Source organism: Nocardia sp. NPDC059228, assembly GCF_042754245.1.
GTDB lineage: Bacteria > Actinomycetota > Actinomycetes > Mycobacteriales > Mycobacteriaceae > Nocardia.
The window spans coordinates 15,178-36,953 of sequence record NZ_JBHZAL010000029.1 but is presented as its reverse complement, the minus strand read 5'-3'; the positions used below and the strand labels follow the sequence as shown (position 1 = coordinate 36,953).

At 69.5% G+C, this 21,776-nt stretch carries 22 protein-coding genes; 11 read left to right on the top strand and 11 right to left on the bottom strand.

What is annotated here, in order from left to right:
* Positions 1-99 precede the first annotated feature (99 nt).
* From ACFXKA_RS32465 to ACFXKA_RS32455, 3 genes are all read right to left on the bottom strand, one after another.
* Positions 100-654 (bottom strand): YbjN domain-containing protein, encoded by a 555-nt coding sequence (locus ACFXKA_RS32465; RefSeq protein ID WP_354846961.1) that lies wholly within the window; start codon positions 652-654, stop codon positions 100-102.
* Entirely contained in the window at positions 651-2,018 is a 1,368-nt protein-coding gene (mshA, locus tag ACFXKA_RS32460) for a D-inositol-3-phosphate glycosyltransferase (RefSeq protein WP_354846965.1), read from the bottom strand. Before mshA ends, ACFXKA_RS32465 begins: the two co-directional genes overlap by 4 nt.
* A gap of 119 nt (positions 2,019-2,137) precedes the next feature.
* Complete coding sequence (locus ACFXKA_RS32455; RefSeq protein ID WP_379430205.1) at positions 2,138-2,962, bottom strand: alpha/beta fold hydrolase; 825 nt, start codon at positions 2,960-2,962, stop codon at positions 2,138-2,140.
* A gap of 59 nt (positions 2,963-3,021) precedes the next feature.
* Here ACFXKA_RS32455 and ACFXKA_RS32450 point away from each other — a divergent pair, with 59 nt between their 5' ends.
* From ACFXKA_RS32450 to ACFXKA_RS32430, 5 genes are all read left to right on the top strand, one after another.
* Positions 3,022-3,756, top strand: coding sequence for an SDR family NAD(P)-dependent oxidoreductase (locus ACFXKA_RS32450; RefSeq protein ID WP_379430204.1), 735 nt, complete (start codon positions 3,022-3,024; stop codon positions 3,754-3,756).
* A 136-nt stretch (positions 3,757-3,892) separates the two neighbouring features.
* Positions 3,893-4,927, top strand: a complete 1,035-nt coding sequence (locus ACFXKA_RS32445; RefSeq protein ID WP_379430203.1) for a 3-oxoacyl-ACP synthase III family protein — start codon at positions 3,893-3,895, stop codon at positions 4,925-4,927.
* Positions 4,928-4,933: 6 nt separating this feature from the next.
* Positions 4,934-5,833, top strand: coding sequence for a hypothetical protein (locus ACFXKA_RS32440; RefSeq protein ID WP_354846976.1), 900 nt, complete (start codon positions 4,934-4,936; stop codon positions 5,831-5,833).
* A 30-nt stretch (positions 5,834-5,863) separates the two neighbouring features.
* The gene (locus ACFXKA_RS32435) at positions 5,864-6,616 is read left to right on the top strand and encodes a glycosyltransferase (protein ID WP_379430202.1); all 753 of its coding nucleotides are present in this window, start codon (positions 5,864-5,866) and stop codon (positions 6,614-6,616) included.
* The gene (locus ACFXKA_RS32430) at positions 6,613-8,184 is read left to right on the top strand and encodes an AMP-binding protein (RefSeq protein WP_379430201.1); all 1,572 of its coding nucleotides are present in this window, start codon (positions 6,613-6,615) and stop codon (positions 8,182-8,184) included. Before ACFXKA_RS32435 ends, ACFXKA_RS32430 begins: the two co-directional genes overlap by 4 nt.
* Here ACFXKA_RS32430 and ACFXKA_RS32425 read toward each other — a convergent pair.
* From ACFXKA_RS32425 to ACFXKA_RS32415, 3 genes are all read right to left on the bottom strand, one after another.
* The gene (locus ACFXKA_RS32425) at positions 8,152-9,465 is read right to left on the bottom strand and encodes a hypothetical protein (RefSeq protein ID WP_379430200.1); all 1,314 of its coding nucleotides are present in this window, start codon (positions 9,463-9,465) and stop codon (positions 8,152-8,154) included. The two genes, ACFXKA_RS32430 and ACFXKA_RS32425, sit on opposite strands and share 33 nt — an antisense overlap.
* A gap of 15 nt (positions 9,466-9,480) precedes the next feature.
* Entirely contained in the window at positions 9,481-10,689 is a 1,209-nt protein-coding gene (locus tag ACFXKA_RS32420; protein ID WP_379430246.1) for an Ig-like domain-containing protein, read from the bottom strand.
* A 97-nt stretch (positions 10,690-10,786) separates the two neighbouring features.
* On the bottom strand, positions 10,787-11,878 hold the full coding sequence (locus tag ACFXKA_RS32415; RefSeq protein WP_379430245.1) for a UDP-N-acetylmuramate dehydrogenase: 1,092 nt from the start codon (positions 11,876-11,878) through the stop codon (positions 10,787-10,789).
* 44 nt (positions 11,879-11,922) lie between these two features.
* On the opposite strand from ACFXKA_RS32415, the gene ACFXKA_RS32410 reads away from it, so the two are divergent.
* The 3 genes from ACFXKA_RS32410 to ACFXKA_RS32400 all read left to right on the top strand — a co-directional run bounded on the left by ACFXKA_RS32410 (position 11,923) and on the right by ACFXKA_RS32400 (position 13,769).
* A complete protein-coding gene (locus tag ACFXKA_RS32410) occupies positions 11,923-12,408 on the top strand; it encodes a DUF2505 domain-containing protein (protein ID WP_354846989.1) in 486 nt (161 codons plus the stop codon).
* A 75-nt stretch (positions 12,409-12,483) separates the two neighbouring features.
* Positions 12,484-12,999 carry a DUF2505 domain-containing protein gene (locus ACFXKA_RS32405; RefSeq protein WP_354846992.1) on the top strand — a complete coding sequence of 172 codons (516 nt, stop codon included), beginning with the start codon at positions 12,484-12,486 and terminating at the stop codon, positions 12,997-12,999.
* Positions 12,969-13,769: a class I SAM-dependent methyltransferase gene (locus tag ACFXKA_RS32400; protein WP_379430199.1), complete on the top strand. Its 801-nt coding sequence runs from the start codon at positions 12,969-12,971 to the stop codon at positions 13,767-13,769. The genes ACFXKA_RS32405 and ACFXKA_RS32400 overlap by 31 nt, the downstream gene beginning before the upstream one ends.
* 23 nt (positions 13,770-13,792) lie before the next feature.
* On the opposite strand, the gene ACFXKA_RS32395 is transcribed toward ACFXKA_RS32400, so the two are convergent.
* Both ACFXKA_RS32395 and ACFXKA_RS32390 read right to left on the bottom strand, forming a co-directional pair.
* On the bottom strand, positions 13,793-15,283 hold the full coding sequence (locus ACFXKA_RS32395) for a hypothetical protein (protein WP_379430198.1): 1,491 nt from the start codon (positions 15,281-15,283) through the stop codon (positions 13,793-13,795).
* A gap of 72 nt (positions 15,284-15,355) precedes the next feature.
* Positions 15,356-15,973 carry a hypothetical protein gene (locus ACFXKA_RS32390; RefSeq protein WP_354846999.1) on the bottom strand — a complete coding sequence of 206 codons (618 nt, stop codon included), beginning with the start codon at positions 15,971-15,973 and terminating at the stop codon, positions 15,356-15,358.
* Positions 15,974-16,085: 112 nt separating this feature from the next.
* Here ACFXKA_RS32390 and ACFXKA_RS32385 point away from each other — a divergent pair, with 112 nt between their 5' ends.
* Positions 16,086-17,222, top strand: coding sequence for a DUF2993 domain-containing protein (locus ACFXKA_RS32385; RefSeq protein WP_379430197.1), 1,137 nt, complete (start codon positions 16,086-16,088; stop codon positions 17,220-17,222).
* Here ACFXKA_RS32385 and deoC read toward each other — a convergent pair.
* Positions 17,219-17,845, bottom strand: a complete 627-nt coding sequence (gene deoC, locus ACFXKA_RS32380; RefSeq protein WP_379430244.1) for a deoxyribose-phosphate aldolase — start codon at positions 17,843-17,845, stop codon at positions 17,219-17,221. The two genes, ACFXKA_RS32385 and deoC, sit on opposite strands and share 4 nt — an antisense overlap.
* Before the next feature lie 105 nt (positions 17,846-17,950).
* Between deoC and ACFXKA_RS32375 the strand changes: the two genes are divergently transcribed.
* Positions 17,951-18,499, top strand: a complete 549-nt coding sequence (locus ACFXKA_RS32375; RefSeq protein ID WP_379430196.1) for a GNAT family N-acetyltransferase — start codon at positions 17,951-17,953, stop codon at positions 18,497-18,499.
* 82 nt (positions 18,500-18,581) lie between these two features.
* Complete coding sequence (purU, locus tag ACFXKA_RS32370; RefSeq protein WP_354847010.1) at positions 18,582-19,463, top strand: formyltetrahydrofolate deformylase; 882 nt, start codon at positions 18,582-18,584, stop codon at positions 19,461-19,463.
* Between the two features lie 59 nt (positions 19,464-19,522).
* Here the strand turns inward: purU and ACFXKA_RS32365 are convergent, their stop codons facing one another.
* Positions 19,523-20,527, bottom strand: a complete 1,005-nt coding sequence (locus ACFXKA_RS32365; RefSeq protein ID WP_354847013.1) for an alpha/beta hydrolase — start codon at positions 20,525-20,527, stop codon at positions 19,523-19,525.
* A gap of 148 nt (positions 20,528-20,675) precedes the next feature.
* Positions 20,676-21,698: an alpha/beta fold hydrolase gene (locus tag ACFXKA_RS32360; RefSeq protein ID WP_379430195.1), complete on the bottom strand. Its 1,023-nt coding sequence runs from the start codon at positions 21,696-21,698 to the stop codon at positions 20,676-20,678.
* Between the last annotated feature and the right edge of the window lie 78 nt (positions 21,699-21,776).

Below are 21,776 nucleotides of genomic sequence, written 5' to 3'. Positions count from 1 at the left end.
CTCGTCGGGACGTCCAAAATCGGTTCGGCTCCCAGCCTCCGGCACGCGTTCCCGACGCCGACAGCTCTCAGCCGCGCACTGAAGTCCCGGGGAGGCGGGTCAATCTATCAAGTGTTCGAAGGCGCGGAGGTTCTTGAGGGATTCGCCGCGGGCGACCCGCCATTTCCATTCCTTGCGAATGGATTCGGCGAAGCCGAGTTCGAGGAGGGTGTTGAAGTCGGCGTCGACGGCCTCGAGGATCTGGCCGAGCCAGCGGTCGAGTTCGTCGGGGGTGACGCGGTCGTTGGACATCCGGCCGACCAGGTAGATGTCGCCGACGCGGTCGATGGTGTAGGCCACGCCGTAGAGGCGGCGGTTGCGGCGGAGCAGGAATTTGTAGACGCCCTCGAAGTTCTCGTCGGGCTTGCGGCAGACGAAGGACTCCATGCGGACGCCGTGCTTGCCGACGCTGACGCCGATGACGGTCTTGAGCTTGCGCTCACCGGGCAGCACCACCACGAACAGGTCGGGGGCGTCGCGGGTGTACTCGATCTCGCGTTCGCGGAGCGTCTCGTCGATGAGTTGCGCGGTGGCACGGGCGGTTTCGTCGTTCAGGCCGCCGGTGCTGGCATGCGGGCGGGGCGTCCACTCCTCGGTGCGGTCGGCCTCGCTCATCTGCGTACTGCTCCCATCCGACGCCGCCACAGCGCCAGCGATCTGGCGTGATTGCTGTCGATGTGCAGGTTACCGCTGTGCGGCCGGACGGCCGGCGCCTGGGCGAGCGCGGCGGCATAGCTGTCGAGCAGCGCCTCGGCCGTGTGCGCCCAGGAGAAGTTGGCGGCGTGCCCGACCGCGGCCCGGCCCATGTCCTCGAGCTTGCCCGGATCGTCGAGCAGTGAATGCAGGGCGGCGGCCCAGTCGCCGGTCTGGTGGCCGGGGACCAGCAGGCCGGAAACACCGTCGTGGACGGCGGTGCTCAGCCCGCCCACATCGGCGGCGAGCACGGGGGTCCCGCTGGCCTGCGCCTCGATGGCGACCAGGCCGAAGGATTCGTTGTAGCTGGGCACGGCCACCAGGTCGGCGGCCCGGTAGACCTGCACCAGCCGGTGCGCGGGCTGGGGTGGCAGGAAGGTGACCCGGTCCGAAATACCCAGGGCCGCAGCCAGTTCGATCAGGGCCTCGGGCTTCTTCAGTCCGCTGCCGGACGGGCCGCCCACGATCACCACGCGCAGCGGGCGTTGCGGCGGGATCGGCAGGGCGGCCTCCTCGGCCAGCACCTGCGCGGCCGCGCGCACCAGCACGTCGGGGGCCTTGAGCGGCTGGATGCGCCCGATGAAGGCGACGATGCGCTCGTGCGCGGGCAGACCGAGCTCGCGGCGGGCGGCGAGCTTGTCGCCGGGCTGGTAGCGGGTCAGGTCGGCGCCGGGCAGGGCCACATCGATGTGGTCGGGGTCCGCGCCGTACAGCTCGATCAGCTGCCGGGCCTCGTCGGCGGTATTGGCCACCAGCCGGTCGGCCTCGGCGACGATCTGCTTCTCGCCGATCTCGCGGACCGCGGGCTCGGGGCAGTCGCCCTCGGCGAGGTAGGCGTTCTTGACCGCGGCCAGGGTGTGGGCGGTGTGCACCATCGGCACCCGCCAGCGGTCGCGGGCCAGCCAGCCGACCTGACCGGAGAGCCAGTAGTGCGAGTGGATGAGGTCGTAGTGGCCGGGCAGATTGCGGGCCTCGGTGCGCAGCACCTCGGCGGCGAAGGGGCACAGCTGGGTGGGCAGATCGTGCTTGTCGAGCCCCTCGAAGGGCCCGGCGGCCACCGTGCGGACCAGCACGCCCGGCGCGGCCTCGACCACCGGTTCGTCATTGGAGGAGGTTGCCCGGGTGAAGATCTCGACCTCGGTGCCCCGACGAGCCAGTTCGATGGCGGTCTGCAGCACGTAGACGTTCATGCCGCCCGCGTCGCCGGTCCCGGGCTGGGCGAGTGGTGAGGTATGCACCGATAACACGGCAATCCGATTGGGCCGTAGGTCCAGGCGCTGACTCACCACTCCAGTGTGCACGGGGGTAGTAACACCCCATGCACGGGTTACCTTCCCAAGTGAGGTCGGTCACAACTCGCGTAGGCCGCACGAGGACTCCGTCCCCGATCTCCCGCGACGCGCGATTACCCCAGCGCCTCAACGAAATTGGTGATCTCCGTCACGAACCGGCTGGGATCCTCGATGAAGAGGCCGTGCTGCGCACCCTCCCAGTAGGAGGTCCGCACCTCCGGCGCGGCGCCGGCGATGTAGCGGCCGTTCTCGATCGGCACGACCGGGTCGGCGGTGCCGTGCAGCACCAGCACCGGCACGTCCAGGCCGCGCAGGGTCTCGGTGTTGTCGACGGTGCGATAGAACAGGGCCTTGCGCACCCGGGGCAGGGTGGCGATGCTGCCGCCGAACAGGCGCTGGGCGTCCACGCCCTTGTCGCGGCCGGGTCCGGTATTGGCATTGCCGAACGCGGCGAAACCGCGCATGGCCTTGCCCGCGCTCTCGTCGAAGACGTCGGGGATGGCCTTGCTCATGCCCGGACCGGTCTCCGCGCCCTGGACGCCGCGGCCGATATTGGCCTGTGAACCGGTGTAGACGACGCCCGCGATCGCGCCGGTCCCGTAGGCGGTCAGGTAGTCGGACAGCACGATGCCGCCGTAGGACCAGCCCAGCAGGATCGCGCCGGAGGAGATGTCCTCGGCGGCGAGCACCGCGGCGATATCGGCCGCCCAGTTCTTCGGGTCGTCGTATCCGGCCTCGGGAGCGTCGGAGTAGCCGTGGCCGCGCAGGTCGACCGCGATCACGCGAAATTGCTCGGCGAGCAGGTCGGCGGCCTGCCCCCAGCAGCGCAGGTTTCCGGACCAGCCGTGCAGGAGCACGAGCGGCCGGGCCCCCTCCGGACCGGTCACCCGGTAAACGATGGTCGTGCCGTCCGCGCTCGCTACTTCCCGAATTGCCATAGGAGTGAGGCTAACCACCCGCGACGCACCGGCGACACGCCCTGCCTAAGCTCAGGGACATGAGCACTCGTACCGCTGTGGTGACCGGAGCCAGTTCGGGTATCGGCGAGGCAACCGCCCGCGAACTCGCCAAGCAGGGGTACCACGTGTACGTCGGCGCCCGCCGGGTCGATCGGCTGGAGCAGCTGGCCGCGGAGATCGGCGGGACCGCGCTGCCGCTGGACGTGACCGACGAGGAGTCGGTGCACGCCTTCACCGAAGCCGTCGAGCGCTGCGATGTGCTGGTCAACAATGCCGGCGGCGCGAAGGGCCTGGCCCCGGTGCTCGAGGCGGATCTGGACGACTGGCGCTGGATGTGGGAGACCAATGTGCTGGGCACGCTGCGGCTCACGAAGTCGTTGCTGCCCAAGCTGATCGCCTCCGGTGACGGCCTGATCGTCACCATCACCTCGGTGGCCGCGTTCTCCACCTACGACAACGGCTCCGGCTACACCTCGGCCAAGCACGCGCAGGCCGTGCTGCACCGGACGCTGCGGGGCGAGCTGCTGGGTCAGCCGGTGCGGCTGACCGAGATCGCGCCGGGCGCGGTGGAGACCGAATTCTCGCTGGTGCGCTTCGGTGGCGACGCCGAGCGTGCGGCGAGCGTGTACCAGGGCATCGATCCGCTGGTCGCGCAGGACATCGCGGAGATCGTGGGCTTCGTGGCCTCGCGCCCGCCGCACGTCAATCTGGACACCATTGTCGTCAAGCCGCGCGATCAGGCCGAGGCCGGACGTTTCGCCCGCCGCTTGTGAAGTCGGCTGCGGGGTAGGTCAAATGGCGTTGTGCCGCAATGTAGTTCACCTCACATGATCTGAATCATAGATTTTTCAAAACCGAAATACCGGCACTGCTAGCGTCGCCCGCAACCGAGGGCTGCTGGGAGTGAACATGGTGAGATCACGAATCGAGGCGGTCGGGTCCTATCTGCCCGACACCGAGATATCGACCGCGGAGTTGCTGGCCCAGCTGGCCATCGACTCCCCCATCGACCTGGAGCGCATCAGCGGCGTGCGGCACCGCCGCCGCTGCGCCGAGAACGAGGATTCCCTGAGCGTCGCCCTGGCCGCGGCGCGGACCGCACTGGACAATTCGTCCTATGACGCGGCCGATCTGGATATCGTCATCTCCTGCTCCATCACCCGCATTCGCGACGGCGAATTCTGCGTGGAGCCGTCCTTCGCGCTCATGATCCGCAATGAACTCGGCGCGACCGGGGCCATCCACTTCGACGTCTCCAATGCCTGCGCGGGGATGATGAGCGGAGTTCTCGTGCTGGATCGCATGATTCGTGCGGGCATGGTGAAACGCGGGCTGGTGGTTTCCGGGGAGTACATCACGCCCATCTCCGACACCGCCGTGCGTGAGATGTCCGAGAAATATGATCCGCAGTTCGCCTCGCTGACGGTCGGCGACGGTGCGGCCGCCGTCATTCTGGACAGCGAGGGCAGTGCCGACGAGGGTATCGACTACATCGAACTCAATACCAGCGCCGGTTTCGCACAGTTGTGCCTGGGCATGCCCAGCGATCGCAGTTCCGGCATCGCGCTGTACACCGACAACCGGGCGATGCACAATGAATCCCGTTATCTGCTGTGGACGACCCGGCAGCGGGATTTCCTGCGCGAGAACGGCAGCAGTTTCGCGGCGGAGGGCTACGACCACGTGATCCATCATCAATTCAGCGCACCCGCGGTGGAATTGGTATCGAAGATCGCCGAACGCGAATTCGACGCCCCGGTGCCGCCCGCGCTCATGGTCCTGGACCGCTATGGCAACACCGCGTCCACGTCGCATTTCGTGGTATTGCACGACGCGCTCAAACAACAGCGGATAGCGTCCGGGGCGAAAGTACTGATGGTGCCCGCGGCTTCCGGCGTCGTGGCCGGGTTCCTGTCGGTGACGCTCGGCGACCTTCGGGTGTGATGCAGCATGGGAATCGTCATTTCTTCCGTAACCACCGAAATCGGCGGCGGCAGCTCCATCGAGCAGGCGGCGGCCGCGGCGCGCCGGGCCATCGCGGAGGCCGGCGCCACGCCGGAGCAGATCGACGCGCTGATCAATACCGGCGTCTATCGCGACTCGAACATGGTGGAACCCGCCATGTCCGCGCTGATTCAACAGCAGGCCGGCATCGGGCTGGAATATCGCAGCGGCGATGTGCCGTGCCTGTCCTTCGACCTGATGAACGGCGCCTGCGGCATGCTCAATGCCATCCAGGTCAGCCAGGCGCTGCTGGAGGCCCCGACCGTGCACCGGGTGCTGCTGGTCTCCGGTGACGCGCATCCGTCGAAATCCCCCGACCCGCAGCCGGGCTTCCCGATCAAGCCGGTGGGCGCGGCCATGCTGCTGGAAAAGCGGCCGGGCACAGCCGGATTCGGGGCGCTGCACATCAGCGCCACCGACGGGCGGCCCGCGGCGGAGGGCTTCGTGCGACTGTCGGAGATGGGCTCGACCGGCCGGTCCTCGATCACCGTGAACCGCACCGGTGATGTGGAAGAGCTGCTGCACCACGCGGTTTCGGCAGCGTCCGAGGCGCTCGACGTGGCCGACGCTCCCCCCGCGCGGACGGTGCTCATCTGCGGGCGGCCCACCGCCGGATTCCCCGCGCTGCTGGCCGAGCGCCTGGGTATCGCGCCGGAGGCGGTCAGCGCCGACGACACCGAGCGCTCCGACTCCCCGCGCTTCGACGCACACACCTCGGCACTCCCGGTGGCGTATCTGGCGGCCCGCGACAGCGGCAAGCTCGATCGGGCCGACGTAGCCTTGTTCGTGGCCGCCGGGGCCGGGCCTTCGGCCGCGGCCATCGCCTACCGCCTGCCGAAACCGTAAGCCGGGGCGAGGAATCCGCCGGGAAGGGCCATGAACGAACTGTGGGTGATCGTGCCCGCCTACAACGAGGAGCACGGCATCGCCGGCACGCTGTCCGCCCTGGCCGGGCAGCAGGACCGGGACTTCACGCTGCTGGTGGTGGACAACAACTCCACCGACGCCACCGTCAAGGTGGTGCGCGATTTCGCGGACACCCATCCGGGCCTGCACGTCGAGGTGATCACCGAGCTGCGCAAAGGCACCGGCGCGGCCGCCGACACCGGCATGCGGCACGCCATCGCGGCCGGTGCGACCCGGCTGGCCCGCACCGATGCCGACTGCCTGCCCACCCCCGACTGGACCGCGCGCATCCGGGCCGCCTTCGATTCGGGGCTGCGGCTGATCAGCGGGCAGCTGATCCCGCGCACCGACGAGGGCGTGCGGCTGCGTGATCGCACCATCATCCTGGTCGCGCTGGAGGTGGCCTCCCTGTTCGGGAAATTCCGGCCCGGCAACCGCGATCCGCGCTACCTGGGCCCGTATGTCATGACGCCCGGCTGCAATATGGCCATCACCGCCGAACTGTACGAGGCCGCGGGCGGATTCCCGCGCACCGCCATCGAGGAGCTGCACGAGGATCGGGCGCTGGTGAACGCCGTGCGCATGCTCACCACCGACTACGGGCTGCGCCGGGACGTGCGGGTGTACGGCTCCAACCGGCGCGTGCGAGCCTGGGGTGTGCGCAAGACTCTCGCCTGGTACGCCGACCACCGCTACAAACCGGAGCTGGTGGACATCCGGTGAGCGCTGGATACCCCTCGGCGGGTGAGGATTTCACCGCGCTGCTCCGCGAGCAGGTACTGCGCACCCCCGACGCGCCCGCGCTGGGCATGATCGGCGAACCGCCGCTCAGCTTCGCCGAACTCGACGCCCGTGTCCGGCTGGTCGTGAAACGCCTGCACGGCATGGGCTTCCGGCCCGGCGACCGCATGCTGTTCTCCATCCGGCCCTGCGTGGACGCCGTGGTCATGGTGTTCGGGACCATCGCGGCGGGTGGCGCCATCGTGTTCGTGGACCCGGGCGTCGGACCCGAATTGTTCGCGCGCCGCGTCGAATTGGTGCGGCCGAGCTGGGCCGCGACGGAATCGCTGCTGTACCTGCTGAGCGGGCCGCTGCGCGGGTTCGGCCGCCGATTCGGCCTGTCGCTGCCGGAGTTCGGGCAGCTGCCGGTGCGGCACATCCGCTGCGGGCCATGGCTACCGGGCACGCCGCGTGGGGCCCTCCCGCTGCGGCAGCTGGTGGGTTCCGAGCCCGGTTGGCAGGGTCCCGGGACCACATCGACCTTCGACGCGCCCGTGGAGGACCCCGACGCCGAGGCGCTCATCGTCTTCACCTCCGGCACCACCGCCGACCCGAAAGCCGTTGTGCACACCCGCGGTTCGCTGGGCGCGGGCCTGGCGGCCATGGCGGGCTGCACCAGCCTCATGCCCGGTTCGCACCTGCACACCGAGCAGCTGATGATGGGGCTGCCCGCGGTGCTGGAGGGCGCACGCTGGTCCATGCCGCGGTACCCGCGCTTCGGCACCCACATCGACCCGATCGGCTTCGCGCGCACCCTCGGCACGGCGACGCACGCCTTCTTCACGCCCGCCGACCTGGCGGTGGTGCTGGACGCCATCGAGGCCGGACGACTGGTCGCGCCGACGCACCTGGAGGAGATCTCGCTGGGCGGCGCGCCGGTCACCACCGCGCTGCTGCGCCGCGCCCGCGCCGCCCTCCCGGACACCGAATTGCTGGCCGTCTACGGCATGACCGAGATCCTGCCGGTGGCCATCACCTCCGGCGCGGACAAGCTGGCCTTCGAGGGACCCGGTGACCCGCTCGGCCCGCCGGTCGAGGGCGTGGACGCGCGTGTGGCCGACGACGGCGAGCTCATCCTCTCCGGCCCCAATCTGTGCCGCGGCTACCTCGGGGAACCATCGCTGAAGGAGATCGCCACCGGCGACCTGGCCCGGTTCGAGGGCGGCACCCTGGTGCTCATGGGCCGCAAGAAGGACATGATGATCCGCGGTAAGACCAATATCTATCCGGGTCTGTACGAACCGGCCATCGCGGGCGTCGAGGGCGTGCGGCAGGCCATCATGGTCGGCATTCCCGACGAGATCGGCGACGAGCGCATCGTGCTGGCCGTGGTGCCGGACCCGGACGCCTCCGATATCGAGGACCGGCTACGCCGCGAATTACCCTCCCTGATCGATGTTTCCGCGCTGCCGGACGATATCGTGCTGGTCGCGGAGATCCCGGTCGGCGGGCGCACCAGCAAACCCGACCGGGCCGCGCTACGCGCCCGGCTGGCGCAGCGGCTCGGCTGAGGGATCCGGGCGCTCGCGCAGCGCGGTCAGCATCGCGTCCGCGAAATCCGCCGCCCGCCGCTCGGACAGGACCGGTTCCGCGTAGCAGAACCCGAGGCGCATTTCCCCGTGCGCGGTCGCGACCGCCACCGTCAGGACGCTCACACAGGAATTCGACGCGGCCAGCGTCAGCCCCGAAAGCCGCCATGCCCCGGCCGTTTCCGGGAATTCGACCCGCCCCAGATTGGTGACCGACACATTCCACGGCGCCCGCCGATCCACCAGGTCCGCCAGGCGCCGGCCGGATTCCAGCGCCCGCGGCGTCCCGAATCGCATGCCCGCCACCGTCGCCAGATGCCGCCGCTGCCGCACCCCGCGCTCGAGTTGGCGCTTCACCGACCGGGCCGCGGTCCACAGCGGAACTCCGAACGGCACGAATCCGACCAGCACCGGCGCATAGATCCCCAGCTCATCGTCGGCCGGACGCGGGGAGAGCAATTCCCGGAAATCCACGGGCGACGCGATCCCCGCGATTCCGCTCCCCCCGGAATTCGAGGCGCCGATCGCGGACGCCGCCGCGGCGGCCAGCGCCCCGTGGACGGTGACTCCGGCGCGCCGGCAGTCGGTTACCAACGCCGCCAGCGCTTCCCGATCGAGTACCCGGTGCACGACCCGGGTTCGCCGCTCCGGTAGCGCCGCCCGCGCACCGGCCACGCGCTGCGGCCGCTGCCCGAGCGCCGCCACCTGATCGAACAGCGTCGTATACACCCACCGCCACACCCCGCGCGCCCCAGCGGGAATCAGATAATCCGCGGCCGGAACCTCCGCACGCTCTGCCACCCCGGCACTCGCCCCCGCCGCATGCCCGATCAGCTTCTGCAGCAACGCCATCAGCGACCGGCCGTCCATGATGAGATGCGAGATCGTGAGCACGATGTCATGGGACTCGCCCGTGGTCCCCGCCTCGACCGCGATATCGACAATGCGCGCCAACCCCTTCGCGGTATCGAAGGGATCAGCCATCTCGGCATCGATTTCCCGCACCCACGCCTCGGAATCATGCGACTCCATGCGCCGCACCGGAATTCGCGGATCGGCCAAGTCCCGGAACCACGGATCCCGGCCCGCCTCGGCCACTACCCCTACCCGCAGGAGCGGATACTCCGCCACCAGCGCAGCGGCCGCCTCCTCCAGCCGCCGCGCCGCAACCCGCCCGTGAACCCGCACGCGCCCAGTGCAATTCGACGGCGAGATCCGGTCGATGATCCAGAACCACCGCTCCGAGGGACTCAGGGCGCGCATGTCGCGGAAGGGTTCTCAGCGGCCGCCGACGGGCTGGGGCGGGAGCGGGGAGGCCGAGATCTGGTTCTTCGGCTCGCCCTGCAGTGCCGAGAGACCCTTCCAGGTCTCCCAGTCGATGGTCCAGTCGTAGATGTCGCCGTCCGCCGCGGACAGCTGGATGCGGGTGCCGGTGACCTCGACCGGGTCGCCGTAGAGGGCGGTCGGGAAGTAGGCCTGGGCGTCGGTCGGGTTGAGGTTGATGCAGCCGTTGGTGACGTTCGAATTGCCCTGGGCGGACACCGATTCCGGATTGGCGTGAATGAACTCGCCATTGTTGGAGATGCGCACGGCCCAGCGTTCCCGCACGTTCGTGTAGAACGGCGGGTTGGACATCATGAAGTCCTCGTACTTCTCGGTCACCACGTGGATGCCGGAGCGGGTGACATTGCGGTCCTGGTTGCCTTCGCCGTAGCTGCAGGCGAAGTCGAAGACGGTCTGCCCGTCGCGGACCACCTGGACGCGGTGGGTGGGGGCGGCGGCCTTCACGATCTGGGCGCGGCCGATGCGGAAGTCGGAGGTCAGGTCGGAGTCGCCGAACAGCCCGCTGCCCATGTCCAGGCCGTACAGCTTGGCGCCGACGTGCACGGTGGTGCCCGGCTGCCAGTACTCGCGGGGCCGCCAGTGCACCCGGGAGCCGCCGTTTTCGTCCTGCAGCCACGCCCACGAGCCCTCGGTCTCCGGGGTGGCGGTGACGACGAGCGCCTTCTCGACCGCGGCCTTGTTCTCGACGTGCCCCTTGAACTGGAGCATGATCGGCGCCGCGATGCCGACCTCCTGGCCGTCACCGATATTGATGGTGGCGGGCGCGGTGTTCTTGGGGCTGATGGTGGTGAACTTGCCATCGATGGCCACCGGCTTGTTGTCGGTGCCGATGGCGGTGCCGGACCAGGTGTAGGTGGCGCCGTAGCCGAGCGGTTCGTTCACCGTGAATTTGCTGTGAGTGGCATCGAAGGTGCCGGTTACCTGCTTGCCATTGGAATTGGTCAGCGCCAGCTGATCGATGCGGCCATTGCTGACCGTCGCCGACACCGCGGTGGTCGGGTTGACATTGTCGGTGCCGCTACCCGGCTCCAGCTTGACGGACGCGATCGGAGCGGCCGGCTGCGCGGGGCCGCCACCACCCTTGTTCGACGACGAACACGCCGCCGCGATCACTGCCGTCGACGCCACCAGAGCGGCCCGCATGGCCGCCCGGCGGGACAGTCCTCGATTACTCACTCGCTCGACCCTACCCCCGCAAACCGTGTATTCCGGACGCTGAATTGGTGGCGAAAGCCACTCGCTACAGGCTGACTCCCACGGTCACAGGTTCCGGATCCAGATGAATGCCGAAGCGCTCAGCAACCCCCTCGCGAACCGTGCGGGCGAGGGTCACCAGATCGGTCGCGGTAGCCGCGCCCCGATTGGTCAGCGCCAGCGTGTGTTTGGTCGACAACCGCGCTGGAGACCCGTCGCCCGGAAAGCCCTTGGCGAAGCCGGCGCGCTCGATGAGCCAGCCCGCCGAGAACTTTACCCCGCCGTCCGCGGGATAGGTGGGCACGGCCACGTCCGCCCCCAGATGTGACGTGATCGCCGCGCGCACCGCGGCCACCTGCGCATCCGGAATTACGGGATTGGTGAAAAACGATCCCGCACTCCAGGTGTCGTGATCCGCCGGATCCAGCACCATGCCCTTGCCCGCCCGCAAACGCAGCACCGCGGCGCGCACCTCCGCCGCGGGCCGGGACTCGCCTTCGGTCGCACCGAGCGCGTTGGCCAGTTCGCGGTAGGCGAGCGGCGCGCTGGAACCGTCAGCACGCAGGGCGAATTCGACCGCCAGCACCACGGCGGCGTCACTGTGCTTGAGAACCGAAGTGCGATAACCGAATCCGAGCTCCTCCGGCCCGGCCCAGCGAATCTCGCCGGTCGCGCGGTCCAGCAACCGCACCCGGCGCAGCAAACTCGCCACCTCGACACCGTAGGCGCCGACATTCTGGACCGGTGTGGCACCGGCCGAACCGGGAATTCCGGACAGGCATTCGAGACCGCCCAAACCGGCTGCCACGGTCGCGGCCACCACCGCGTCCCAGTTCGCGCCCGCCTCGGCGATCACCGTGTCACCGGTGATCTCGACGTCCTCGGTCGCGATCCGCACGACAACCCCGTCGAACCCGTCATCGCCGATGAGCAGGTTGGAGCCACCCGCGATGAGCAGCACCGGAACCCCGGCCGCGTCCAGTTCGCGCACGGTCGCCACCAGGGCGTCGGTGGTCGCGCAGTCGGCGACCGTGGCCGGACCGCCGACCCGCAGGGTCGTCAGCTCCGCCAACGGGACCGCGGCACGCGGCCGCGCACCGGTCGCCGTCAGCCGGTCCCGCAGGTCGTCGAACGACACCACCCGAGAAGTACGCACAGGCACAGACGGTAGCCTGTCCGACCATGGCGACACCTCTGGCCTTCACTGCGCACTCGACACATCCCATGGCCGCGGTGCGCGCGGCGTTCGCCGACGAGCAGTACTGGAAGGACCGCATCGAGGCGGTCGGCGGTCCCAATGCCCGCATCGAGAACCTCCTCATCACCGGTGACCAGGTGCGCGTCGACATGGTGCAGACGATTCCGGCCGAAGAGCTGCCCGCGCAGATCACCGCGATCAAGCCCGACGGCCTGACCATTCCGCGCACCGAGACCTGGCACGGCAGCGGCGGCACCGTCGAGGCCCGCGTGGACGGCGCGCCCGCCACCGTGAACGGCACCCTGACCGTCACCGACAACGGCTCCGGCTCCACCTTCGTGGTGGACGGCTCCATCGACGTGAAGATCCCGCTGTTCGGCAAGAAGATCGAGGCCGCCATCCAGCAGCACCTCACCGAGCTGCTGGAGCGCGAGGCCGAGTTCACCGACACGTGGCTGAGTTCGCATTGAGCACCCCGGTTCACAGCCGGCGACCCGCCCCAAGGTCGCGCTGACCGGGGTCGCCCGGCAGTAACCTGACCGATCGTGGTACGCCGACTCGACTACTCCGCGCGGTATCCGCTGCACACCACCCGAGAGGTGTACGCCGCGATGATGAACCGCGAGCACTGGGATGCCCGCATCGAGGAACTGCGCAAGCACTCCCCGAACGACATCGTCAGCCTGGACTCCGGGGACCATGGCATCACGATCGAACTGCGGCACGTGCTACCCCGCGACACCCTGCCCGAGATGGCGCAGATGGTGGTGCACAGGGACATGGTGATCACCCGCCGGGAAACCTACGGCCCCTACGGACCCGAGGTGACCGGCGAGTACACCGCCGAAATCCCCAACAGCCCAGGCACTCTCGGCGGCACCATGCGTTTGTTCCGCACCGAGACCGGTTGCACGCTGCGCACCTCCTCGCGAGCCCAGGTCCACCTTCCGTTCTTCGGGCGCAGGCTCGAACAGCTCATGCTGGTCAACCTGGTGGACCTGTTCCGCGCCGAAGCCGAGGTGACGAAGGTTTGGCTGGATCAGCAGCACCCCGTCGCCTGACCAAGCCGATCGGCACGATCACCCGCGGCACCACCGGCATCAACCGGCTGCGCCGCGGCGATCGCTGGATGGCGCACGACTCCCTCGTCGCCGGGCGATTGCTGGATGCCGAGGATCCGCTCGTGGTGGATCTCGGATACGGCGCCAGCCCCGTCACCACCCTGGAAATGGCGGCCCGGCTGCGGACCGTCCGGTCGGACCTGCGGGTGGTCGGCCTGGAGATCGATCCGGAGCGCGTGGTTCCCGGCCGGGACGGGGTGGTGTTCGCGCGCGGCGGTTTCGAACTCGCGGGGCTGCGCCCGAGCCTGGTTCGGGCCTTCAACGTACTGCGGCAATACCCGGAATCCGCTGTCCCCGAAGCCTGGTCGACCATCCAGTCCGGTCTGGCTCCGGACGGCCTCCTCCTCGACGGCACCTGCGACGAACTGGGCCGCCGCTGCGCCTGGATCCTCCTCGACCGCACCGCACCCCTCTCCCTGACCCTCGCCTGGGATCCCTTCACCGTCGGCACCCCCTCCGACATCGCCGAACGCCTCCCCAAGGCCCTCATCCACCGCAATGTCCCCGGCGAACCCATCCACACCCTGCTCACCGCCGCCGACCGCGCCTGGGCCGTCGCCGCGCCCCTGGCCCCCTACGGCCCCCGGGTCCGCTGGCGGCACGCCTCGAACCTCCTGCGCGAGCAGGGTTTTCCGCTCCGCCCCTACCGCCGCCGCCTGCGCGACAATCTGCTCACCGTCCCCTGGTCCGCCGTCGCACCCCTGTCCTGAGCGGATACGCCGCCGCACGCGGATCAGGGGAGCTTGTGGCGCAGCTCCTGGATCGTGCCGGAGATCGCGGCCGGGGCCAGCAAGGAGCGCGGGGCGAAGGGCTGCCGCCAGAGGCCGCCGTGGGCAGCGCCGGCGGCGAAGAGGGCCTCCGGGTTGGCATTCCGGGGTTCGTCGTCCGCGAACAGATCCGCCACCAGCTTGGCGGCGAGCAGGGTGCGGGCGGTGCCGGGGTCGAAGACCTCGATGCCGAAGCGTGAGGCGGCACGGTATGCCGCAGTGCGCCAGGGGTATTCGCGGGCGACGCTGCGGGTCCACGCGGGCGGGGCGACCGTGAAGGACACGGTGCGCTCCGCCGCCCGGGCCAGGACAGCTCGCCAGCGCGGAAGACGTTGAGCCAGGGCGTAATCCGGTCCGGTCAGGGCGGGCAGATTGTCGAACAGACCCCAGGCCCCGCCCTCGGAGTCGAAGATCGGGCGCGTGTAGTTGAGGCGATAGAGCGAGTGCGGGGCCACGCGATGCAGGAGATCCTGGGCGCTGCCACGGATACCGCGCTCGGCCAAGCGATCCCGGGCCGCCGCCACCACGGAGGCGGGCACGGCGTAGGTGTCGGTCGGCGAGCCGAGCAGCGCCAGAGCGGCATCGGAATGATGCCGCAGCAGGGTCTCGGCGAGCACGTCGGACGCGGCGGCGAGCCGGACACCGGCCGCCCCGGGCAGCCCGGCATACAACCCGAGCACCGGCCGGGCGTCACTGTGCGCGGTGATCCACTTGGCCAGAGCCGGAAAACTCCGGGAGATGTCCACGCCCGGTTCGCCGTCCGCGACCGGGAACCGCATGACCCCCGCCCCGGCCTTCGCGACCGCCCGCAACCGCTCCCATCGCACCCGGCCCGGCCGATCCACCGCGAGCACGTCCGCGCCCCACCCCAGCAGCGGCCGCAGCGGTCCGAGCTCGGCGTCCGCACCGGTCACGGTCACCCGGAAACCGGGCAGCCGCAACCATTCCGGATGATCGACAACCCGCTCGATCGCCGCCACGAAGTCGGCTTCCAGAATCCCGCGGGTCTGCCACTCGGCCAGGCGCAACCGCAGCGCGTCCTCGGCCAGCAGCAGCCCGCGCCACGGCACCTCGAGGCGTTTCACGGCGGGGGCCGCGCCCGGGACCTCAGCGGTCTCCAGAACCGTCGCGCCGGCCTCGGCGTCCACATCGACGGTGTCCAGCGCCGCCACCGTGCGCCCGACCGTGAACCGCAGCATGTGGCGCACCGCGCCCAGCCCCGCCTCGGCCATGCCGATCGAAACCTCCGGCGCGCCGATGGCCAGCGCCGTCATGCCCCGGAAAACCCGGTGGTAGCCGCGCCGCCAGTCCCGGCAGGTCTCCACCGACTGCGCCAGATCGGCGTCGTAGGGCCGGATCGCGTCGGCGACCACGGCCGCCGAGAACATGTCCGCGATCCGCTCGGGCGGGCCCGGCGGAAACACCAGATCCCACACGTCAGCACCGACCGTCCCCATGAACAGTCACCCTGCCATGAAATGAGCCGCCGCAAAACTCGACCACCACACCGCGAAAACCCCGGGCGGCCCCTAACGCGGGTCCTCCTGGGCGCGGGTCAGGGCCCGGTGCAGCCGGGCCGCCGTGGCCGGATCCAGAGCGGTACTGGCGGAACGAATTTCGGCGCGGGCGCAGCGGTGGATGGCGACGGCGTCGGCCACCACCTCGTCCAGCGCGGCCTGCCCGATCCCGGCTTCGGCCAGATCCAGCACGGTCCGCAGCGGTGTGGTCACCAGGAAGGCCCCCGCCGACTCCACATCCTTGCGGGCGAAGCTGCGCCGCAGCACCACCAGCCGCGGCGACAGCGGGAACCGCCCGACCCGCGCCGACAGGTGCACGAACCGCGGCCGCAACCGTCCCAGCCCGTGCAGTTCGGCGGCGCTGTGGTGCGAGACCGCCGCGGCCCCGTCGAACCAGGCCGACCACATGGCGTACTCGTCGAGCGGCCCGTCCGGCCAGTCGGCCATCCGCAGCAACCCGACCCCCGAACGCAGGATGCTGCCGTCCCGCAACCCGTCGCGAATCCGGACCTCACAGCCGGTGCGCAGCACCTGACGGGTGGTGAAATACCCCGCGTGCCGCGCGGCCTGCTCCCGCAACGCGTGCCATCCGTACTCCGGATCGGGCTCCGGTGCCGCGTTCCCAGCCATGACATTCAGGATAAGCGGCACTCATGTGCGTTATGTCACAATCCACGCGTGTGAGCCGACACCTCACAGGATGCACAGAGCTCACTCAGAAAGCTCGGGAAGAATCGCCTCCATGAATTCGGAACCCACCTCGGACGACGCGACCAAGCGCGACGCCACCGTCGCGCAGCCGGACAACCCTGCCGCGCAGGCGGTCGAATTCGGCAAGCCGGACAGCACGCCCACCGAAGTCCTGGGTGCGGAGCACGACTCGCCCACCGAGGTGCTCAACGGCCAGGGCGCCACCACCGACTGGTGGAACGACCCCACCGCCCAGCACGGCGCCCAGCCCACCCAGGCCCTCCACCCGGGCGAGGCGGCCTACGCTCCCGGCGCCACCGCCGGTCCGGGCCACTCGACCGGTACCGCGCCGACCACGGCGCTGCCGGTCGGCACCGACACCTCCGGTTCGATTCCGCAGCCCGGCGGCACGCAGCTGCCGCCCGGCACGCCACCGCCCCCGGTGTACGGCGGTGGCGGGCAGGGCGGCTCGTCCGGCAAGCGACGAAATCGCAAGCGGACCCTGCTCATCGTGGGCCTGGTGTCGACGCTGCTGGTGGCGGGCGGCCTGGCGGGCGGTGAGGCCTACGCCCGCAACAAGGTCGAGAAGTGCATCAGCTCGCAGTTCCAGGCACAGATGGGCTCCAAGATCGATGTGTCGTTCGGCTGGAAACCACTGCTGCTCACCATGTTCGACCACAAGGTCGGCTCGGTGACGGTGAACAGCGACGACTCCAAGTTCGGCCCGGCGCAGGGCATGGTCGTGCACGCCACCTTCAAAAACCTCGAAATGTCCGATGGCGGCCAGCAGGCCACCGTCGACAGCTCCACCGCCGATGTCACCTGGAGCACCGACGGCATCACGAAGACGCTGGGCGGCATGGTCTCCGGCACCACCGCCGATCCCGGCTCCGGCACGCTGAGCTTCGCGGTGCTGGGCGGCCTGGCCCAATTGCAGGTCAAGCCAAAGATTATCGGCGACAAGATCGAGGTCGACACCCTCCAGGCCTCACTGCTCGGCTTCGGCCTGCCCACCGATCTGGTCTCGGGCATCGTGGATCTCATGACGCAGAGCCTGCAGAGCTACCCGCTGGGCCTGCAGCCCACCAAGGTCGAGGTCACCAAGGACGGCCTGCACGTCGCACTGCAGGGCGGCCACACCGAGCTGAAGGCGGATCCGAACCAGCAGCAGCAATCGATCGACTGCTAGTCCGTAAACCCTTCCAGCACTTCACGAGACCGCGACAGTCCCAGCCGCGTGGCGCCGGCGGCGATCAGTTCCGCCGCCTGCGCCGCGCTCCGGATACCGCCGCTGGCCTTCACTCCGAGCCGCCCCCCGACGGTCTCCGCCATCAACCGCACGGCATGCGCGCTCGCACCGCCCGCGGGATGGAATCCGGTGGAGGTCTTCACGAAATCCGCGCCCGCCCGCTCGGCGGTCCGGCACACCTCGGCAATGGCTTCGTCGGTGAGCGCGGCGGATTCGATGATCACCTTGAGCAGCGCCCGATCCCCGATCGCCTCGCGCACCGTGACGATGTCCGCCAGCACCGCGTTGTAATCGCCGGCCCGCGCCGCGCCGACGTCGATCACCATGTCCACCTCGGCCGCGCCCTGGTCCACCGCCAGCCGCGCCTCGGCCCCCTTCACCAGCGAATGATGTTTGCCGGAAGGGAAACCCGCGACCGTGGCCACCACCAGACCCGGCGCACGCACCGGCAGCATGGATGGCGATACGCAGATCGCGAACACGCCCAGTTCGCGCGCTTCGTCCACCAGCGCGGCCACCTCGGCGGGTGTGGCATCGGGCGACAGCAGGGTGTGATCGATCATCGCCGCCACGTCACGACGGGAAATCTGTGCCATGAGCACCGAGTTTGGCACACGCCCGGCGAATTTCGTTGCGGGCCGCCACCGTTGTCGCGCAGACTTGTAGGCGTGCTGATCCGTCGTGAACGTACCGGCGATGCCGCCGCGATCGACGCGGTGCACCGCAGCGCCTTCGATCGCTCCGCGGATGCCGACGGTGATACCCCCGCTTCCGAGCCGATCGGCGACCCCGTCGAAGTCGGTCTGGTCCATCTCCTCCGCGACGACGGATCCGCCTGGATCCCGACCCTGTCGCTGGTGGCGGAGTTCCACGATCAGATCGTCGGGCACGTCTGCCTCACCCGGGCCGGCATCGGCCCGTTCCCGGTGCTGGCGCTGGGCCCGATCGGCGTCCGCGCCGACCATCAGGGCCAAGGGATCGGCTCGGCTCTCATGCACGCGGCCCTCGGCGCCGCCGACGCGCTCGACGAACCACTGGTGGGCCTGCTCGGCAGCCTCGAGTACTACCCGCGCTTCGGTTTCGTCCCGGGCAGCCGGCTGGGCATCGTCCCCGACCAGCCGGAGTGGGCCACCCACTTCCAGGTCCGCCCGCTCACCGCCTACGAACTCGAGATCAAGGGCGAATTCCGCTACGCCGACGCCTTCTACATGCTGTGAGCGGTGCCCGGCATGCGGTGAGCGGCAGCACTGAATCACCCCTTTGATCCGGTGCCCGGCGGTTGCTGGGAGGATGTGCGGTATGAGTTCCACCCTGGACGACCGTCGTTACGTGCTCACCCTGGGCTGCCCGGATCGTCCCGGCATCATCGCCCGCATCACCTCGTTCATCGCCGATTTCGGCGGGTCGATCGTGGAGGCGGGTTATCACTCCGACCTGGAAACCGGGTGGTTCTTCACCCGGCAGGCGCTCGAGGCCGCCACCGTGCCGTTCGATCTGGACGAGCTGCGCAGCCGCTTCACCGCCGTCGCCGCCGACCTCGGCCCGGAGACCGACTGGCAGGTGCACGATTCCGGTGAACGCCGCCGCGCGGTGCTGCTGGTCTCCAAGGACGGCCACTGCCTGCACGACCTGCTCGGCCGGGCCACCAGCGGCGAGCTGCCCGCCACCATCGAGGCCGTCATCGGCAATCACCCGGACCTGGCCGGCATGACCGAGGCGCACGGCATCAAGTTCCACTACGTGCCCTTCCCCAAGGACCCGGCCGAACGCGGCCCGGCCTTCGAACAGGTGCGCGACCTGGTCGACGCGCACGACCCGCACGCCGTGGTGCTGGCCCGGTTCATGCAGGTGCTGCCGTCGGAGCTGTGCGAGCACTGGGCGGGCAAGGCCATCAATATCCATCACAGCTTCCTGCCGTCCTTCGTCGGCGCGCGTCCCTACCACCAGGCCTTCGCCCGCGGCGTCAAGCTGATCGGCGCGACCTGCCACTACGTCACCGCCGAGCTGGACGCGGGCCCGATCATCGAGCAGGACGTCACCCGCATCGACCACTCCGACACCGTGCGCGACATGGTCCGCCAGGGCCGCGATATCGAGCGGGTGGTGCTGGCCCGCGGCCTGCGCTGGCATCTCGAGGGCCGGGTGCTGGTACACGGCCGCCGCACCGTCGTCTTCGAATAGGACCCGAAAAGCCAACGCCCGCCCCGGTTTTCCCAGGGCGGGCGTTGTCGTCTCCGAGGTCAGCCGGCGACGGCGACCGGGGCGCGGCGCGACCGGCGGATCACCCGGTGCAGCTCCACATTGAACGCCTTCTCGGCCTCGATGTTCACCAGATGCCCGGTGGGCAGAATGGTGTACCGGTCGAGATGTCCGGCGGCGGCGAGGGTGTCGGCGATCTCGCGCGAATGCACCTCCGGCAGCAGCCGATCGTGCGAGCCCGCGATCACCGTGGTCGGGACCGTCAAATGCGCTGCGGCACCGTGCAGATCGAGTTCGAGCAGGCCCCGGGCCACGGCCGCGCGCACCGACGGGCGGCAGGAACGGACGATCGAGGTGCCGAAGAGGATCTGGTCCCGGGTGGCGGCCGGAGTCATCAGCCGATGCTTGGCGATCAGGTTGACCGCGGGACCGCCGGGCAGCGGCACCGGCGTGCCGAACAGCGCCAGCGCCAGCCAGTCCGGGCCCGGGATCACATCATTGAGCAGCGGAATCACGGTGGCGCGGTTGGGAATCTGACGCGCGGCGGTGGTAGCCAGCAGCACTGCCGAGGCCCGATGCTGGACCTGGTGCGGATAGCGGTCGGCCCACGCCTGAATGGTCATGCCGCCCATGCTGTGCCCAACCAGCACCGCCCGCCGGCCCGGGCGCAACACCGCGTCGAGCACATCGGACAGATCGTCCGCGAGCTGATGAGCGCTGAAAGTGCGCTTGCCACTTTCGCTTTCGCCGTGGCCGCGCTGATCGAACGCGACCACGCGGTATTCGCCGGCGAAGGCATTGATCTGCGGGTTCCAGTATTCGATGGCACAGGACCAGCCGTGCGCCAGCACGATGACCTCACCGTCGGCCGGACCGTAGGCGTGCACGCGCAGCTTCGCGCCGTCACGCGTGGTAACGGGGATGACCTCGGTGGGCCGCGGGGTATTGAGCGATGCGGTCCGGTAGTTCCGGGACCGCAGCCCGGAGCGGAAGGGCGCGGTCAGCGCGTCGGCGCCGACACCGGCCTCTGGCAGTTTCACCAGCATGAGCACTCCTTTGTGTTCCAGACCACCGTAGCGCGCTAACCAAGGTGCTTGCAATAGCAAGCAGGGGTATATCTTCTTGCTCTACAACTATGTTCGTTGTGACTGCCGTCTCCGTTAAGGAACCTCAGGGGTGGGGCGGACCCACCCCTCAGGCGCCCACCACCCGCGCGGGGATTCCGAACGCGGACTTGGCGATCCGGTCGAGTTCGGCATTGAACTCCCGGTACGCCTCCACATTCCCCAGGTGACCGGTCGGCAGAATTCGGTACCCGTCCAGGCTGCCGGTCGCGGTGAGCATCTCGACGATCCGCTCCGAGTGCACCGGCGGGGTCATATCGTCGGCCGACCCGGCGATGACGGTGGTCGGCACGGTCAGTTTGGCCGCGCCGCGCCCGACATCCAGGTAGGACAGCAGGGTCCCGAACCGGCCGCGCACCCGCGCCGGGCACGAGCGCACGATGTTCAGGCCGAAGGCGGCGAGATCGCCGACCGCGGCCAGGCTCATGATCTGCCGCCGGAACACCCACGTCACCGGCAAGATCGGCGGGAAGAGAATCGGGGCGCTCAGCCCGAGCAGGCCGACCAGGAACGGCAGCTTCGCGATGCCCCGATTGAAGAACGGGACCACGGTGGTCTCGGCGATCAGGTCGCCGGCCGCGGTATTGGTGAGCAGCACCGCGAGCAGCTGCCGCCGCACCCGCTGCGGATACCGGCCCGCCCAGGCCTGAATCGTCATGCCGCCCAGGCTGTGCCCCACCAGCACCGCACGCCGGCCCGGCTGCAGCACGGCGTCCAGCACATCGGCGAGATCGTCCGCGAGCTGGTCGATGGTGAGCGGGGCGGTGCCCTCGTCGCTCTCGCCGTGGCCGCGCACGTCGTAGGCGATGACGCGGTATTCGCCGGCGAAGGCGTTGATCTGGGGGTTCCAGTATTCGAGGCAGCAGGTCCAGCCGTGCACGAGAACGATCACGTCGCCGTCTGCCGGGCCGTAGGCGTGCACCCGGAGCCGGGCGCCATCGGAGGCGGTGACCAGGACGACCTCGTAGGGACCGGCCGGCGGATTCAGATCCGCATTGCCGTAGGTCCGGGTGCGCAGGTCCGCCCGATGCTCGCGCACCAGGTCACGGACCTTCCGGCTGAGGTTCGCCCGGTGAGGCAGCATTGCCCGCATTGGACACTCCTTTGTGTTACTGCTAGATACAGTAACCCGTGCCGGCCCGTGCTTGCTAGTGCAAGCACCCGAAAGTTC